General features: G+C 74.9%; 14 protein-coding genes. 10 read left to right on the top strand and 4 right to left on the bottom strand.

Going from position 1 to position 16,139, the window contains the following annotated elements:
• The first annotated feature begins 279 nt into the window (after positions 1-279).
• A complete protein-coding gene (galE, locus tag E1300_RS19685; protein ID WP_131758490.1) occupies positions 280-1,293 on the top strand; it encodes a UDP-glucose 4-epimerase GalE in 1,014 nt (337 codons plus the stop codon).
• Between the two features lie 133 nt (positions 1,294-1,426).
• Here the strand turns inward: galE and E1300_RS19680 are convergent, their stop codons facing one another.
• Both E1300_RS19680 and E1300_RS19675 read right to left on the bottom strand, forming a co-directional pair.
• Positions 1,427-2,632, bottom strand: a complete 1,206-nt coding sequence (locus tag E1300_RS19680; protein WP_131758489.1) for a cytochrome P450 — start codon at positions 2,630-2,632, stop codon at positions 1,427-1,429.
• Positions 2,633-2,672: 40 nt separating this feature from the next.
• On the bottom strand, positions 2,673-3,470 hold the full coding sequence (locus E1300_RS19675; protein WP_131758488.1) for an SDR family NAD(P)-dependent oxidoreductase: 798 nt from the start codon (positions 3,468-3,470) through the stop codon (positions 2,673-2,675).
• Positions 3,471-3,633: 163 nt separating this feature from the next.
• Here E1300_RS19675 and E1300_RS19670 point away from each other — a divergent pair, with 163 nt between their 5' ends.
• From E1300_RS19670 to E1300_RS19645, 6 genes are all read left to right on the top strand, one after another.
• Positions 3,634-4,242 carry a TetR/AcrR family transcriptional regulator gene (locus E1300_RS19670; protein ID WP_131758487.1) on the top strand — a complete coding sequence of 203 codons (609 nt, stop codon included), beginning with the start codon at positions 3,634-3,636 and terminating at the stop codon, positions 4,240-4,242.
• A gap of 86 nt (positions 4,243-4,328) precedes the next feature.
• Complete coding sequence (locus tag E1300_RS19665) at positions 4,329-4,958, top strand: LysE family translocator (protein ID WP_131758486.1); 630 nt, start codon at positions 4,329-4,331, stop codon at positions 4,956-4,958.
• 212 nt (positions 4,959-5,170) lie between these two features.
• Positions 5,171-6,451 carry a PucR family transcriptional regulator gene (locus E1300_RS19660; protein WP_131758505.1) on the top strand — a complete coding sequence of 427 codons (1,281 nt, stop codon included), beginning with the start codon at positions 5,171-5,173 and terminating at the stop codon, positions 6,449-6,451.
• A 59-nt stretch (positions 6,452-6,510) separates the two neighbouring features.
• Complete coding sequence (locus E1300_RS19655; RefSeq protein WP_131758485.1) at positions 6,511-7,131, top strand: TetR/AcrR family transcriptional regulator; 621 nt, start codon at positions 6,511-6,513, stop codon at positions 7,129-7,131.
• Positions 7,128-8,480, top strand: coding sequence for an MFS transporter (locus tag E1300_RS19650; RefSeq protein ID WP_131758484.1), 1,353 nt, complete (start codon positions 7,128-7,130; stop codon positions 8,478-8,480). Before E1300_RS19655 ends, E1300_RS19650 begins: the two co-directional genes overlap by 4 nt.
• Entirely contained in the window at positions 8,470-9,951 is a 1,482-nt protein-coding gene (locus tag E1300_RS19645; RefSeq protein ID WP_131758483.1) for a pyridoxal phosphate-dependent decarboxylase family protein, read from the top strand. Before E1300_RS19650 ends, E1300_RS19645 begins: the two co-directional genes overlap by 11 nt.
• A 19-nt stretch (positions 9,952-9,970) precedes the next feature.
• Here the strand turns inward: E1300_RS19645 and E1300_RS52590 are convergent, their stop codons facing one another.
• Complete coding sequence (locus E1300_RS52590; protein ID WP_242619251.1) at positions 9,971-12,238, bottom strand: D-alanyl-D-alanine carboxypeptidase; 2,268 nt, start codon at positions 12,236-12,238, stop codon at positions 9,971-9,973.
• Between the two features lie 276 nt (positions 12,239-12,514).
• Between E1300_RS52590 and E1300_RS19635 the strand changes: the two genes are divergently transcribed.
• The 3 genes from E1300_RS19635 (at position 12,515) to E1300_RS19625 (ending at position 14,744) form a co-directional block, all read left to right on the top strand.
• Positions 12,515-13,123 (top strand): RNA polymerase sigma factor, encoded by a 609-nt coding sequence (locus E1300_RS19635; protein ID WP_242619250.1) that lies wholly within the window; start codon positions 12,515-12,517, stop codon positions 13,121-13,123.
• Between the two features lie 2 nt (positions 13,124-13,125).
• Positions 13,126-14,217, top strand: a complete 1,092-nt coding sequence (locus tag E1300_RS19630; protein WP_131758481.1) for an LCP family protein — start codon at positions 13,126-13,128, stop codon at positions 14,215-14,217.
• A 107-nt stretch (positions 14,218-14,324) separates the two neighbouring features.
• On the top strand, positions 14,325-14,744 hold the full coding sequence (locus E1300_RS19625; RefSeq protein WP_131758480.1) for a CBS domain-containing protein: 420 nt from the start codon (positions 14,325-14,327) through the stop codon (positions 14,742-14,744).
• Between the two features lie 119 nt (positions 14,745-14,863).
• On the opposite strand, the gene E1300_RS19620 is transcribed toward E1300_RS19625, so the two are convergent.
• Positions 14,864-16,111: an aminotransferase class V-fold PLP-dependent enzyme gene (locus tag E1300_RS19620; RefSeq protein ID WP_306440662.1), complete on the bottom strand. Its 1,248-nt coding sequence runs from the start codon at positions 16,109-16,111 to the stop codon at positions 14,864-14,866.
• Between the last annotated feature and the right edge of the window lie 28 nt (positions 16,112-16,139).

Below are 16,139 nucleotides of genomic sequence, written 5' to 3'. Positions count from 1 at the left end.
TGACCGCTGACCGGCCGGAACGGATCCCGCAAACGCTGTAGTGTTTCGGTCTTTCCGCCGATCCCGTGCGGCCTGGCCGGAATCCGCGGCCCGCGGTGTCCGGAATAGGCGCTGGTGGCGGCGCCGGGGGAGAGCCGTGCGCGGACGCTCCGGCCCGCGCCGAAGTTCACCGCCGTCCGGACCCGGTCAGGAGAGCGACGGGCCGTTGACCCTCCGCGACCGCCTGCTGATCCTGTGCGTGACGAAATCCAGGGACGCACTGGCTTCAGGGGATGCCGCATGAAAGTCCTGATCACAGGGGGAGCCGGGTTCATCGGGAGCACGATCGCGTCCGCGTTCGCCGAACGCGGCGTGACGCCCGTGGTGCTCGACAGCCTCGTCACCGGCCGGCAGCAGTTCACCGAGGGCAGGATCTTCTACCAGGGGGACATCGGGGACGGCGCGCTCGTCGACGAGATCTTCCGCGCCCATCCGGAGATCGCCGTCACGGTCCACTGCGCGGCGCTGATCGTCGTGCCCGACTCGATGGCGGACCCGCAGCGGTACTACCGCGTCAACCTGGCGAGGACGCTCGACCTCGCCGGCCACCTGCTCCGCAACGGATGCGATCGGATGATCTTCGCTTCGACGGCGGGGATGTACCGGCCCGAACCCGACCTGTCGGTCAGCGAGACCTCCGCGCTGGAGCCGCAGAACCCGTACACGCGGTCGAAGATGATGGCCGAGCTGATGCTGGAGGACTTCACGCGGGCGTACGCGCTGCGGGTCGTCTCGCTGCGCTACCTCAACCCCATCGGCGCGGACCCGCGGCTGCGCACCGGCCTCCAGAGCAGCAAGCCGACGCACGCGCTCGGCAAGATGATCGAGTCCTACGAGCGGGGCGTCCCGTTCACGATCACGGGCGTGGACTGGGAGACGCGGGACGGCACCGCGATCCGCGACTACATCCACGTCTGGGACATCGCGCGGGCGTTCTACGAGGCCGCCGTCCGGTTCGACTCGATCATCCCGCCGGTGCGCGCCGCGGAGCGGCAGCCGGGCTACCAGGTCATCAACCTCGGGACCGGCGACGGCACGACGGTGCGCGAGCTCGTCGACGCCTTCCGCGAGGTCGTCGGGGAGGGGTTCCGGGCCGAGGAGGCGCCGGCCCGTCCGGGCGACGTGGTCGGCGCGTTCGTGAACCCGGTGAAGGCGTGGGAGCTGCTGCGCTGGAAGCCGGAGTACACGATCGAGGACGCGATCCGGCACTCGCTCCAGTGGGCCGAGCGCCGCCGCGACCTCGACGTCGCCTGACCACCGCTCCCGCGGACCCGCCCGCACGGGCCTGTCCGGTCCTTCTGGCGCATCGCCGCGCCGGAAGGACCGAACAGGCCCGGACCGAACAGGCCGAGATCGAACAGGCCGGGACCGGACAGGCCGGGACCGCTCAGCGCGGGCGCAGCGTCACGGGGAACGAGGTGACGCCGCGGACGAACGCGTTGCGCAGGATGCGCGGGCCCTCGGCGTCCGCCCACGCGGCGGTGTCCACGCGCGCGACGAACTCCTCGAAGAAGATCCGCAGTTCGAGGCGGGCGAGCGACGCGCCGAGGCAGAAGTGCGGGCCGAGGCCGAACGCGATGTGGTCGCCCGGCGGGCGCGTCACGTCGAACACGTCCGGCCGGTCGAACACGGCCTCGTCGCGGTTGGCGGACCCGTACATCAGCACGACCTGCCCGCCCGCCGGGACCCGCACCCCGGCGATCTCCGCGTCCGCGCTCGCGACCCGGCACATGTTGAGGATCGGCGTCGTCCAGCGGACGAACTCCTCGACGGCGCCGGGGATCAGGGACGGGTCCTCGCGCAGCCGCCGCCACTCGCCAGGATGGCGGATCAGCGCGTCCAGCGCGGTCGCGATCACCGTGCGGGTCGTCTCGGCGCCGCCGACCAGCAGCAGCAGCGCCTCGTGCGCGAGGTGGGAATCGTCGTAGGCGGGATGGTCCGGTCCGGCGTTCGCCCAGATCGAGAGCAGGTCATCGGCGGGGCATCCGCGGCGCTCCCCGGCGACCTCCAGCGCGGCGAGGCCGAACTCCGCGGCGGCGACCGTCGCCTCGTCGGTGACGTAGCGGCGGCCGCCGCCCGCGAACACCGCCGTCTCCGACCAGCGGGCGAGCCGCGGCCACGCGTCCTCGGGGAAGCCGAGCAGCCAGCCGATGACGCGGGCGGGCAGCGGCGCGGCCAGCGCGGGCACCGCGTCGACCGTCCCCGCGTCCAGCGCCGCCGTGATGCACTCGACCGCCGTGGCGCGGATCCGCTCGGCGTACCGGGACACCCCGCGCGGGGTGAAGTGCCGGTAGACGAGCCGCCGCCGGCGCGCGTGCTCGGGATCGTCCTGCCCGATCATCGACGGGTCGGACGGGAGCTGCGGCCGGTAGCCGCCGGAGTTCGTCCACAGCTTCGGGTTCCGCTCGATGGCGAAGATGTCCGCGTGCCGGGACACGCCCCACAGGTCGTTCGCCTCGTCCCGGTAGACGGGCGCCTCGGCGCGCAGTCGCGCGTAGACCGTCCAGGGGTCGCCCGCGTACATCTCGCCGTCGAGCAGGTCGACGGTCAGCGGGCTCCTGCCGATGACGGGGTCGATGACGGGATCGTGCATGACTCGCTCCTCGTCGGGGTCCGGGCGGCGGCGCCGCGGGTCAGTGCTCGACCGCGGTCACGCCGCCGTCCACGGTCAGGTGCGCGCCGGTGATGAACGACGCCTCGGCGCCCATCAGGAAGCGCACGGCGTTCGCGACGTCGGACGCCTCGCCGAGCCGTCCGAGCGGCGCCTTCGCGCGGAAGCCGTCCACCATCTCCCCGGGGCTCTCCCGGCGCAGCATCGGCGTGTCGATGTAACCGGGACAGACGGCGTTCACGCGCACGCCGTCGGCGGCGAGGAGGTGCGCCAGCGATCGGGTCAGGCCGAGCAGCCCCGCCTTGGACGCGCAGTACGCCGGCAGGAACGCGTTCCCGACGAGCCCCTCGATCGAGGAGATGCCGACGACCGCCGAGCCCGGATGGGCCTTCAGGTCGTCGAGGATCTCCTGGACGATCAGCGCCTGGGCGCGCAGGTTGACGTCGAGCACCGCGTCCCACCGCGCCTCGTCCAGCGCGCCGACCGGGGCCGGTCCCGGGATGCCCGCCGCGTGGACGAGCCCGCCGATGGAGCCGAGCGCGGCGCGGGTCTCGGCGGCGGCGGAGGCGAGCGCGGCGGTGTCGGTGACGTCGACCGTGACGGGGTGGACGGGAACGCTGTGCTCGGCCGCGATCTCCTCGGCGGCGCCGGCGGGGTCGGCCCGGTCCCACAGCGCGACCGGGCGGCCCGTCGCGGCGAGTGCGCGGGCACTCGCCGCGCCGATGCCGGAGGCGCCGCCCGTCACGATGACGCCGGTGGCCGGAGGGGCGCCCGGGGACGCGTCCGAGGGGGCGGGGGAGGCGGAGGGGGAGGGCGGCATCCGTGGGCTCCTCGGGGTGGGACTAGGGTCCAGACTAACGTCGCTACCCAAGCAAGCGATAGGTGCCGATCCGGGATCGTGGCCAGGTGGGGCGAGCTTCCGCGGTACGGTGCCGGACGGCCGGGAGTGCGGGAGAATGGGGGACGGCCACGAAGGAGGCGCTTTGAGCGGCGACGTCCGTTTCACCGTCACGCGGACGCTGACGAAGGACCAGCAGGCCCGGCGCGAGCGGCTGATCGACGCCGCCCGGGACCTCGCGCTCCAGGGCGGCTACGCGGCCGTCACCATGCACGACGTGGCCGACCGCGCGGGCGTCGCCCGCGCCACCGTCTACCGCTACTTCGCCACCAAGGACCACCTGCTCACCGAGGTGGCGGCGACCTGGGCGCACCGCATCACCCACGACATCGACGCGCTCGCCGTCGGCGACACCCCGGTCGAGCGGCTCACCGCGCTGCTGGAGCGGATCGTGCGCGTCGCGGCCGAGGAGCTGACCCTCACCTCGGCCATCATCCAGGCGGTGACCTCGGACGACTCCAGCGTCGACGACGCCCGCACCGTGCTGTTCCTGTTCGTGCGCGACCGGCTGTCGGCGGCGATCGGCGACCCGGTGCCCGAGCGCGACGAGGTCGAGGTCGTCCTCGGCCACATCCTGCTCGCGGCGCTCGTCAGCCTCACCTCGCTGCGCCGCCCGGTCGACGAGGTCGCCGGGGTGGTCCGCACGTCCGGCCGCCTCGTCCTGGACGGGGCCCTCGGCGGCACCCGGGCCTGACCCGGCCGGGCGGCCGCGAATGGTCCTGGCCGCCAAGATCCGATTGGCTCTGCGATCCGGGCCAATCGGTCCGTAGCGTGGCGGAAGTGACGAATCCGCTGCTGTTCCTGCTGGCGTCGCTGACGCTCGTCGCCATCCCGGGGCCCAACCACCTGTACATCACCACGCGCAGCATCGGCGAGGGGCGGCGCGCCGGGATCGCGTCCGCGCTCGGCGTCGAGACCGGCACGCTCGTGCACGTCGCGCTCGCCGCCGCCGGGCTGTCCGCGCTCGTCGCCGCGTCCGCCACCGCGTTCGGGGTGCTGCGCTACGCGGGCGCCGCCTACCTCGTCGTCCTCGCCTACCGGACGCTGCGCGGCGGCGACGGCGACGACGCGCCCGCGCTCGCGCCGCGCCCGCTGCGCCGCGTCTACCTCGACGGCGTCCTGGTGAACGTCCTCAACCCGAAGGTCGTGCTGTTCTTCCTCGCCTTCATCCCGCAGTTCGTGGACCAGGACGCGGGCGCCGTCCCGCTCCAGATCGCGGTGATGGGGATCGTGCTCACGCTCATCGGCACGGCCAGCGACCTCGTGTACGCGGTCGCGGCGGGCTCGATCGGCGCGTGGCTGCGCGCCCGCCCGGTGTTCCGCCGCCGCCAGCGGTACGCGACCGGCGCCGTCTACCTCGGGCTCGGCGCCGCCGCCCTGTTCGCCGGACCCTCCGCCCGCCGCACATGACCCGCCCGCGCCCGGAGGGCCGCCCGGGACGTGACGTGGGGACACGTGGGCCCGGCCGGGTATGCGGCCGGGCCGGATTGTCATTCCGCTTATAACGGCACCCGCGCAATGCGTCGCCGTTCGTGCAGCCCGCCCGGCGCCCGCTGGGTAGCTTCCGAGGAGTCCCCGGTTCCGGAGGGGAGGCGGGAGGTGCGAGAACGGTGACCACGTCCATGGAGGAGCGCTCACCCTTGAAGCCCTGGGCCGGCGTCCCCACCGAGCTGTCCGAGATGTTCCGGCCCCACCTGGAGGCCCTCGCCGAGGAGATGATCGAGGAGATCCTCGCCGGGATCCCCGAGTACGCCCGGCCGCAGGACGAGGAGTACGCGCGGCTCGTCCGGCTCGCCGTCGAGGGCGCGCTGCGCCAGTTCGTCGACCTCATCATGGACCCCGAGAGCTCGTGGGACTCCGTCACCGCCGTCTACCGCGAGATCGGCTGGGCGGAGGCCCGCGAGGGGCGCAACCTGGACGTCCTCCAGACCTCGCTGCGGCTCGGCGCCCGGGTCGCGTGGCGGCGGCTGGCCGCCGAGTCCGAGCGCTACAACATCTCCCGCCGCACCCTCGCCAGCATCGCCGAGGCGATCTTCGCGTTCCTGGACGAGATCGCCCGCGCCGCCACCGACGGCTACACCAAGGCCCGCGAGCAGGAGGCGGGCGAGCTGGAGCACCGCCGCCGCCGGCTGCTGGACCTCCTGCTCGCCGAGCCGCCCGCCGCGCCGCAGGCGATCGCCGACCTCGCCCGGCTCGCCCAGTGGCGCGTCCCGCGGACGGTCGCCGCCGTCGTCCTGTACGAGCGGGGCCGGCAGCCGTTCTCGCACCCGTCCCTGCCGCCGGACGTGCTCGCCGACGTCAACCGCCGCGAGCCCTGCCTCGTCGTGCCCGACCCCGAGGGGCCCGGCCGCGGCCGGATGCTGGAGTCGGCGCTGCGCGACTGGGTCGCCGCGCTCGGCCCGACCGTCCGCACCGAGGACGCGGCCAAGTCGCTGCGCTGGGCCCGCGAGGCGCTGCCGCTCGCCCGCCGCGGCATCCTGCCGTCCGACCGGCTGATCCGTTGCGCCGACCACATGCCCGCGCTCGTCGTGTTCAAGGACGAGGAGCTGGTGCGCGCGGTCGCCGACCTGCGCCTCGCGCCGCTGCGCGGCGTCCGGCCGCGGCACCGCGAGCGGCTCATGCGGACGCTGCTGGCGTGCCTCCAGAACGGCTTCAACGCCACCGAGGTCGCGAACCGGCTGCACGTCCACCCGCAGACCGTCCGGTACCGGCTGCACCAGCTCGAAGAGCTGTTCGGCGACCGGCTGTACGAGCCGGAGGCGCGGCTGGAGATGGAGATGGTGCTGACCGTCTGGCTCACCTCGCCCGCCGACGCCCTCCCGCACCCGGCCGACGTGGTCCCGCTCGACGGGCCGCGCCGCGGCTCCCAGGAGGCGGCCCTCGCCGGGGCCGATCCGCACTGACCCCCGGGTCTCCATCAAGCGATTGACCGGGTGCGGGCCGGGCCCCTACGGTGATCGGCATGACGAGCGACTCCGGCCGGGGCCGCATCCTGGACGTGGCCACCCGGCTGTTCGCGGCCCTCGGCTACGACGGGACCTCCACCCGGCTCATCGCCGAGGCCGCCGGGCTCAACATCGCGACCGTGGCCTACCACGTCGGCGGCAAACGCGACCTCTACCTGGCCGTCATGGAACGCGCCCACCAGCAGGAACGCGCCGCGCTTGAGGCCGCGCTCCGCGAGGCGTTCGCCGAACCGGGCCGCGCCACGGCGGACGGGGTGCGGCGCCTCCTCGACCGCTACGTCGACTTCTGCGCCGAGCACCCCGAGATCCCCGCCCTCTGGATGCACCGCTGGCTGTCGGACGCCGCCGACGTCGCCCACCTGGAGAACTCCTACGTCCGGCCGCTGATGAGGATGGTCACCGAGGCCGTCAGCCCCGTCGTGGACGACGACGTCGACGTCGAGTACGTCGCCTGGACCGTCATCTGGTGCACGCACGGCTTCGGGCGCGGCGGCGTCCTCGACGGGGAGGGGCGCCGCCGCGGCATGGACGACCCCCGGGAGCTCGCCCGCTTCCGCGCCCACCTGCACCGCCTGGTCACGGCGGCCCTGCGCCTGCCCACTGAGGACGCGCGGTGACGGCGGCGCTGCCGCGGCGGCGGCTGCTCGGCTACGGGATCGGCTCGGTCGGCACGGGGATCTTCTCCGCCGTCCCCGGGCTGCTGCTCCTGTACTACCTGACCGACGTGCTCGGCGTGTCGGCCGCGATCGCCGGCGCCGTCCTCGTCATTCCGAAGGCGTGGGACGTGCTGCTCAACCCGGTCGTCGGCGCCGCCAGCGACCGCGAGGCCATCCGGACCGGCCGCCGCACCCGGCTGCTGCTCGCGGGCGCGCTGACCCTGCCCGTGCTGTTCGCCGCGATCTTCGCGGTGCCGGTGGACTCCCCGGGGTTCGCGGCGGCCTGGGCCGGGATCATGTTCCTGCTCGCCGCGAGCGCGTTCGCGTGCTTCCAGGTCCCGTACGTGGCGCTGCCCGCCGAGATCTCCGACCGGCCCGCCGAGCGGAGCCGGGCGATGGCCTGGCGGGTCGTCTGCCTGACCGTGGGCATCCTCGTCGCGGGCGGCGTCGCGCCCGCCCTGTCGGACTCCGCGGGCGGCGGCCGGGCCGGGCACGCCCTCATGGGCGCCGTCGTCGGCACGCTCATGGGCGCCGCGATGGTGTGCGGCGCGCTGTCCAGCCGCTGGATCGCGTCCCGGCCCGGCCCCCGGCCGCTCGGGCTGGCCGCCGCACTGCGCGCCGCCCGCGGCAACCGGCCGTTCTTCGCGCTCGTCGGCGCGGCCAGCGCGCAGACCCTCGCGCTCGGCGTCATGCTCGCGGGCGCCCCCTACGTGGCGACCTACCGGCTCGGCGACTACCGGCTCACCTCCGCGATGTTCGTCTGCATGGTCGGGACGAGCGCGGTCGCCGTCCCCGCCTGGCGCGTGCTGGCCCGCCGGTACGGCGACGTCCGCTGCTACGTCGGCGCCACCGTCGTCTTCGCCGCCGCGAGCGCCGCGCTGCACCCGGTGATCACGGCGGGCGCCACCGGCCCGGCGCTGGCGATCACCGTGCTGATCGGGATCTGCTACGCGGCCGTCCAGCTCATCTCGCTGGCGCTGCTGCCCGAGGTCGTGCACGCCGACACCGGGCGGACGGGCCACGCCCAGTCCGGCGCCTTCACCGGGATCTTCACCGCCGCCGAGACCGGCGCGCTGGCGCTCGGCCCCGGCGTGTTCGCCGCGATCCTCGCGCTGACCTCGTTCCACTCGACCGACCTCGACACCGACGCGCCCGCGCCGCAGCCGGACTCGGCCCTCGCCGGGCTGACCGCCGGCTTCACGCTCGTCCCCGCGCTGCTGCTCCTGCTCAGCGTGCCTCTGCTGCTGGCCTACCGCCGGCTCGCCGCCGCCCACCGACGCACCGAGGAGCCCCGCAGCCATGTCGCCTGACCCCGCCTCCCCACCCGGCACCGCGCCCGCCGGAGGGGCGCTGCCGGAGGACGGGCGCGCCGCCGCCGGGCTGCTCGACGAGCTCGACCGGCTCCGCGGCGCCGACCTGCCGGTCCGCGGCGGCCAGGTCACCGCCTACGTCTACGACACCGGACGCGACGCCGTCCACGACCTCGCCGCGGCCGCCTACCTGCGGATGCTGGAGGTCAACTGCCTCGACCCGACCGCGTTCCCCAGCATCGTCGCGCTGGAGCGGCAGGTCGTCGGCGCGGTCGCGGAGCGGCTCGGCGGCGGCCCCGGCACCCCCGGCATCTTCAGCAGCGGCGGCACCGAGTCGATCATGCTGGCGGTCAAGGCGGCGCGGGACGCCCGCCCGGTCGACGGCCGCCCCGAGATCGTCGTGCCCGTCACCGCGCACCCCGCCTTCCACAAGGCCGCCCACTACCTGGGGATGGACGTCGTCGCCGTCCCGGTGGACGACGCCTTCCGCGCCGTCCCCGCGGCGGCCGCCGCCGCGATCACGTCCCGGACCGTGCTGGTCGTCGCGTCCGCGCCGTCCTACCCGCAGGGCGTCATGGACCCGGTCGAGGAGATCGCCGCGGCCGCCGCGTCCGCCGGCGTCCCCTGCCACGTGGACGCGTGCGTCGGCGGCTGGGTCCTGCCGTGGCTCCGCGACCTCGGCCGGCCCGTCCCGCCGTTCGACCTGTCGGTGCCCGGCGTCACCTCGCTGTCGTGCGACCTCCACAAGTACGGGTACGCGCCGAAGGGCGCCTCCGTCGTCCTCTTCGCGGACGAGGCGCTCCGCCGCCACGCCTACTTCGCGTCCGCCGCCTGGCCCGGCTACACCGTCATCAACGCCGGGGTACAGAGCAGCAAGAGCGCGGGACCGCTCGGCGCCGCGTGGGCCACGCTGAACGCCCTCGGCGCGCGCGGCTACCGCGACCTCGCCGCGACCGCCATGGCCGCCGCCGACCGGCTCGCGGCGGGCGCCGCCGCGATCCCCGGGCTCCGCGTCCTCGGCGAGCCCGCCGTCCCGCTCGTCGCCGTGACGTCCGACGACCCGGCGCTGGACGTCTTCGTGATCTCCGACGAGGCCAGGGCGCGCGGCTGGTACTTCCAGCCGCAGCTGTCCTACCGCGGCATCCCCGCGAACCTGCACTTCACCCTGACCGGCGTCAGCGACGTCGGCGCGCTGCTGGAAGCGCTGGAGGACGCCGCGAAGGCCGCGCGCGCCGCCGGGCCGCCCGACGTCCCGGCGGACCTCGTCGACGCGCTCGCCGCCCTCGACCTCGACGACCTCGACGACGCGGGGTTCGCGGGCCTGCTGTCCGCGGTCGGCGTCGACCTGACCACGGGGGCCGGCGACCCGGAGATGGCCATGGTCAACACCATCCTGGACGCGCTGCCACCCGCCACCCGCGAGGACCTCCTCATCCGCTTCCTGTCGGTCTTGTATTCGGGCCGAGCCTGAGCTTCAGGGCCGCAGGCTCTCAGCCGAGGCGGATCAGGCGTTTGAGCGGAGACGGTTCGTCCAGCGGCCGGGCGAGCTTCAGCGGGATCCGCGCGGCGCCCGCCTTGACGGCGCCGACCTGCTCGCCGGAGTCGCCCTGGTGCGGCGGGTCGCCCTCGACCCCGACCGGCACCGTCAGCCCCGCCCAGCCCACCACCGTCACCGGGGACGCGGCGGTCAGCGGCGTGCGGCCGCCGAGACCGTCGTCGACGCGCGCCACCGTCGCGCCCGCGGGCGCCAGCGTGGCGGCCGTCAGCGCGCCCTCCGCACCCGCGACGAGCTGCTGGCCCGCCGTGACCGCGGCCATCGCGCTCGTGGACCGCTGCCCCATCACCGCGCCGACGATCAGCGTCGCGACGCCCGACACGCGCTTGCGCGCCGCGAACACGAAGTTGCCGCCCGCGGCGTCGGTGTAGCCGGTCTTGCCGCCGACCACGCCGTACTGGCCGAGCAGGATGTTCCCGCCCGGCCGCGCCGCGCCGCCGTCGTCCGGGACGTACGCCCGGTTGTTCACGACCTCCGCGAACGCGGGCACCTGCATGGCCGCCCGCAGCAGCTTCACCTGGTCGGCGGCCGTGCTCACCGTCCGCGAGTCGTACCCGCTCGGGTCCGTGTAGGTCGTGCTGGTCATGCCCAGCTCCCGGGCGGCGGCGTTCATCTTCGCGACGAACGCCTGCTCGGTGCCCGCGTCCCAGCGCGCCAGCTCGTGCGCGACGTCGTTCGCCGAGATGATCATCATGGCCTCAAGGGCCTTGCGCTGCGTCAGCCGCTGGTTCGCGGTCACCCCGAGCAGCGACTCCCCGCGCTTCTTGCGCGCCGGGATCTGCGCCGCCGCCTGCGGCGACACCGTGAGCACCGGGCCCGGCTCGCCCGTCCGCAGCGGATGGTCGCGCAGGTACACGTACGCGGTCATCACCTTGGCGACGCTCGCGGTCGGCGTCGGCGCCGCCCCTCCGGACGACCCCATCGTGCCCAGCCCGTCCACGTACACGGTGGACTGCCCCTGGGCCGGCCACGGCAGCGCGGGCGCCGCCCCTTGGAACGTGTGGCTGGACGCCGCGAGCGTCAGGTCGACGCTGGGATCGGGGACGGGCCGGACGAGCTGCCCGGTCACCACGCCCGCCACCAGGACGAGCGCCGCGACCACGATGATCAGCGTCCGCCGCCCGCGCCGGGAGCGGTGCTCGGCGGCATGCGGGACGGCGGCGGCAGGGGCCTGCTGGGGAGCCTGCCCGTAAGCGTGCGGCTGTCCGGGGGGCTGTCCGGGCGCTTGGCTGGGGGCTTGGCCGGGCGCTTGGCTGGGGGCTGCTGGTCCGGCGGTGGCCTCGCCGTCCCACGGGACCGCCCATTGGCCGGACGACCGGGACTGCGGCATCGCCACGTCCCAGGACGTCTGCTGAGGGACTTGCTGCTGCGGCGGGTCCTGTCCCGGCGCGGGAGCGGGCGCCTGCGGGGCCGCGTGGCGTGGCGGGCTCTGCGGGAGCGCGACGTTCCAAGGCCCGGGATACTGCGTCCCCTCCTGCGGAGGCGCGGGCCGGGGCGGTGCGGGCTGCGGAGGAGCGGGCTGCGGTGCCGCGGACTGCGGCATGGCGGCGCCCCACGGCCCGGGAGGGCGCGGCGAGGCCGAAGGCTCGTCCACCGCCGTGGTCGGCTCCGGGATCGCATGCCGCGGAACATGCGGCTTCGCGGGTTCCCGTGGCTCGGTCTCCGCCGGGGCGCTCTCCTCGGCAGCGGCGCTGTCGTCCGGCGCGTCCTCGGCGAGGACATCCTGCGCGGCACCGGACTCGTCGGGCGCAGGACGTTCCGCGCTCTCCTCGGACGCCTGCTCCCCGGCGGATTCGTCTTCGTCCGCCGGCATGGGCGTGTCCAGGACGGTGGGGGCGGACCTCCTGCGGATGGCGATGTCGGGCCTGGTCAGGGACGCGGCATCCGTCCGGGTCGGTTCTCCCTCCTCGGCGGCCTTCTCTTCGCCGGACGGGCCTTCCTCAGCGGAGGGCTCGTCCGAGGGCGCGGCGACCTTGGGGACGCGGAACTCGGTCGTGGCCGTGCGGGCGGACTCCTTCTCCGGCTCCTCCTCGGCGGTCTTCTCAGCCGCACCATCGCCGACCTCAGCGGCTTCGCCCTCCTCGGCGACCGGCTCGGCGTTCTCGGCTTCGGCGGACGGTTCGGCGGACGGTTCGGCGGCGCGGTCCTCGGCAGGGGCAGGCCGGACGGCCTCTCCAGGTTCCCGCTGGGCGTCGTTCGCCACGGCCCGACCCTCCTCGATTCGTCCCTCGACACGCAGACGGAGCGGTCCCTCGCCGTCAACCCCCGTGCACATTGAAGGATGCGCAGTTTAGCGGGAAGGTTCGCGCCGTTACCCATCAGTGATCATGATGTGAGCGGGCCGCGAGGTTCCGCCGCGCACGGGCGGGACGGGTGCGGACACGGGCGGGACGGGTGTGAACCCGGAGGGCGCGTCGCGGAGATACACCGCTGACACAGTCCCCACGGGAAGGCCGGTCCGCATGCCATGGTGTCCGGAATGATCGCCCCTCCGCCCGGTGCGCCGCGCGCGGGCGAGCCGTCCGCCCGGGTGGCCGACGCCGACCTCATCGAGCGCTCGCTGGTCGATCCGGAGGCGTTCGCCGTGCTGTTCGACCGCTACGCGGCGATGCTGTACCGCTACGTGTCCCGCCGCCTCGGCCCGGAGGGCGCCGAGGACATCGTCGGCGAGACGTTCCTGGCCGCCTTCAGCGGACGGGAGCGCTACGACCTCGCGCGGCGGGACGCGCGGCCCTGGCTGTTCGGGATCGTGACGAAGCTGGTCGCGCGCCACCACCGGTCCGAGGCCGCCCGCTACCGGGCGCTGCGCCGGAGCCCGGTGGACGGCCCGGAGGAGGGCCCCGCGGACCGGGTCGCGGCCGGGGTGACGGTGACCGCCGCGCGTCCGCTGCTGGCCGAGGCGCTGGCCGGGCTGCCGCGCCGCGACCGGGACGTCCTGCTGCTGGTGGCCTGGGGCGACCTGCGGTACGAGGAGGTGGCGACCGCGCTCGGCATCCCCGTCGGGACGGTCCGCTCGCGCCTCAACCGGGCCCGGCGCAAGGTGCGCGCGGTGCTCGGCGACACCGACCCGATGCGCGAGGAGGCGTAGCCGTGGACGATCTCGACCTGCTCCGCGGCCTCGGCCGGGACCTGGAGCACGAACCGCCGGGCTCGCTCGCCCGGCAGCGCGCGAGGCTGCTGGAGGCCGCGCACGGCCGGACACGGGCGCCGTGCGGCCCGGTCCGGCGGCCGCGCGGGCCGGTCCGGTGGCCGCGCAGGCCCGGCCGGTGGACGCTGTTCGGGGCGGTGGCGGCGGTCACGGCCGCGCTGATCCTCGTCCCCGCCGTCCTGCTGGGCGGGGGAGGCGTGAAGCCGCCCGTCATCCCGTCCTCGAACCCGTTCGCGGCCCGGACCGGCCCGCTCAACGTGCTCGTCGTGGGTTCCGACCGGCGCGCCGCGACCGCGAGCGACGGCGCCGAGGAAGCCCGCTCGGACACCCTCCTCCTGGTGCACCTTCCGGCCGACCGCAAGAGCGCGCACGCGGTGAGCTTCCCCAGGGACCTCCTGGTGCAGATCCCCTCGTGCCAGGGCCGCGACGGGAAGCCCGTCCCGTCCCGGCGCGGCCAGATCAACGCGGCGTACTCGCTCGGCGGCCACTCCTGCGCGCGGAAGACGATCGAGGCGCTGACCGGCGTCCGGGTCGACACGACGGTCGTCGTCGAGTTCGCCGGGTTCCGCACGATGGTGGACGCCCTCGGCGGCGTCCCGATCACGCTGCCGACGCCGGTGGACGACCAGGCCACGGGCCTGCGGCTGCCCGCCGGGAGGCATCTCGTCCAGGGGACGCAGGCGCTCGCCTACGTGCGGCTGCGGCACGGGATCGGCGACGGCTCGGACCTGTCCCGGGTCGAGCGGCAGCAGCGGTTCATGGCCTCGATGCTGCGGCGCGCCAAGGAGACGCGGCTGCGGAACCCGGCGCGCTTCGCGAGGTTCCTGTCCGCCGCGGCCGGCTCGGTGGCCACCTACCCGCGCCTGGACGTCGCCGCGCTGAAGGCCCTCGCCGACAGCATGGGCGGCACGGACCCGGGCGCCGTCCGCTTCGGCACAGTGCCGGTCGTCCCCGCCCCGGACGACCCGGCCCGCGTCGTCTGGGACCGGGAGAAGGCCATGGACCTGTTCACACAGCTCCGGGAGGGCGGCTGAGCGGGGAACGGACGCCCGCGCGCGATCGATGACTGAGCCCGCCGCCGCCGGGTAGGGGCCGGGATCCGGGGCCCTGGGGAACGACCGACGAGGCTCAAGGAGTGAGGATGGCCACGAAGATCCGCGACATCATGACGGCGCCGCCGCGGACGGTGTCACCGGAGACCGACATCGTCACGGTGGCGCGCACGATGCGCGACGACGACATCGGCGCCGAGCTGGTCACGGACGGCGACGAGCTCAGGGGGATCGTCACCGACCGCGACCTGGTCGTGCGCGGCATCGCCGCGGGCGGCGACCCCGGCAAGATCAAGGTCGGCGACGTCGTCAGCGGCGTCACCGCCACGATCGGGCCGGACGACTCGCTGGAGCGGGCCGCGCAGATCATGCGGGAGCGGGCGGTGCGCCGCCTCCCGGTGGTCGAGGACGGCCACCCGGTGGGCATCGTCTCCCTCGGTGACCTCGCGATCGAGAAGGACGACGACTCGGCGCTCGCCGACATCAGCGCCGCGCGCTCGAACACCTGACCCGCTGCCGGGCGGCACCCCGGGGAGCGGAAACTCGCTCCCCGGGGCGCGCTGCTCCCGCCTCCGCCGGTGCCCGGGGGCGCGGCCTGGCCGGGGGCGCACTGTGCCGGTCCGATCCGTCAGGGGAGGACGTCGAGGAGGCGCTGCACCTCGTCCTCGGAGTTGTAGTAGTGCACGGACGCCCGCACCGCGACCGGCACCACGTCCGGGTCGTACCCCTGCGAGCCGGGCGACGTCGTGTTGATGTTGATGCCCGCCTCCCGCGCCGCCCGCATGATCGCGGCGGGCTCGTGGCCGTCCACCGTGAAGGTGACGATGCCGGACGGCCGCTCGCCGCGGTCCAGGACGGTGGTCCCCGGACGCTCCGCCAGCTCGGCGCGCAGCGTCGCGGCGAGGGTCCGCACCCGCTCCTCGATCGCCGCGATCCCGATCCCGGACGCGTACGCGGCGGCGACGCCGAGCCCGATCTGGCCCGCGAAGTAGCGCTCCCACGTCTCGAAGCGGCGGGCGTCCCCGCGGATCTCGTAGCCCTCCGCGGGCTTCCACGTCGCGGCCTGCAAGTCCAGGAACGGCGGCTCCAGCGCCTCGACGATCTCCCGCCGCACGTACAGGAAGCCCGTGCCGCGCGGCCCCCGCAGGAACTTCCGGCCGGTCACCGAGAGCATGTCGGCGCCGATCTCCCGCACGTCCACGGCGATCTGCCCCACCGACTGGCAGGCGTCCAGGAGGTACAGCACGCCGTGCTCGCGGCACAGCCGCCCGACCTCCACCGCCGGGTTGACCAGCCCGTTGTGCGTCGGGACGTGGTTCAGCGACACCAGCCTGACATCGCCCTTGGCCAGCTCAGCTGCGAGGGCGTCCAGCGAGAGGGTGCCGTCCGGGCCGTCCGGGATGACCTCCACCTTGACGCCCTTGGACACCGCGACCTGCTGGTAGGCGATCGCGTTGCTGGAGTACTCGCTCGTCGTGGTGAGGATGCGGTCGCCCGCCGCGAACGGGACGGCGTAGAACGCCATGTCCCAGGCCCGGGTGGCGTTCTCCACGTACGCGATCTCGTCCGGGTGCGCCCCGATCAGCCCGGCCACCGCGCCGTAGAAGCCCTCGACGGCCTCCGCGTTGCGCTCGGCCGCCTCGTAGCCGCCGATCGTGCTCTCCAGCTCGAAGTGCGCCGCGACCGCCTCGATCACGGGACGCGGCGGCAGCGCGGCCCCGGCGTTGTTCAGGTGCGCGACCCGCTCGCACCCGGGGGTGTCCGCCCGCACCCGCTCGACGTCTAAGCCCCTGCTCGTACCGGTCGTGTCCGTGTTCGCGCTCGTCGTGTCCGTGCCGGGGGTGGTCGTGCCGGTCGTGCTCGTGCCGATGCTCACGTGCAGCCCTTCGCAGATGATCGTCGTC

Origin of the sequence: Actinomadura fibrosa, from assembly GCF_900659615.1 — a bacterium.
GTDB classification, from domain to species: Bacteria; Actinomycetota; Actinomycetes; order Streptosporangiales; family Streptosporangiaceae; genus Spirillospora; species Spirillospora fibrosa.
The sequence above is the reverse complement of the archived record's forward strand: the minus strand, read 5'-3'. Positions and strand labels throughout refer to the sequence as shown.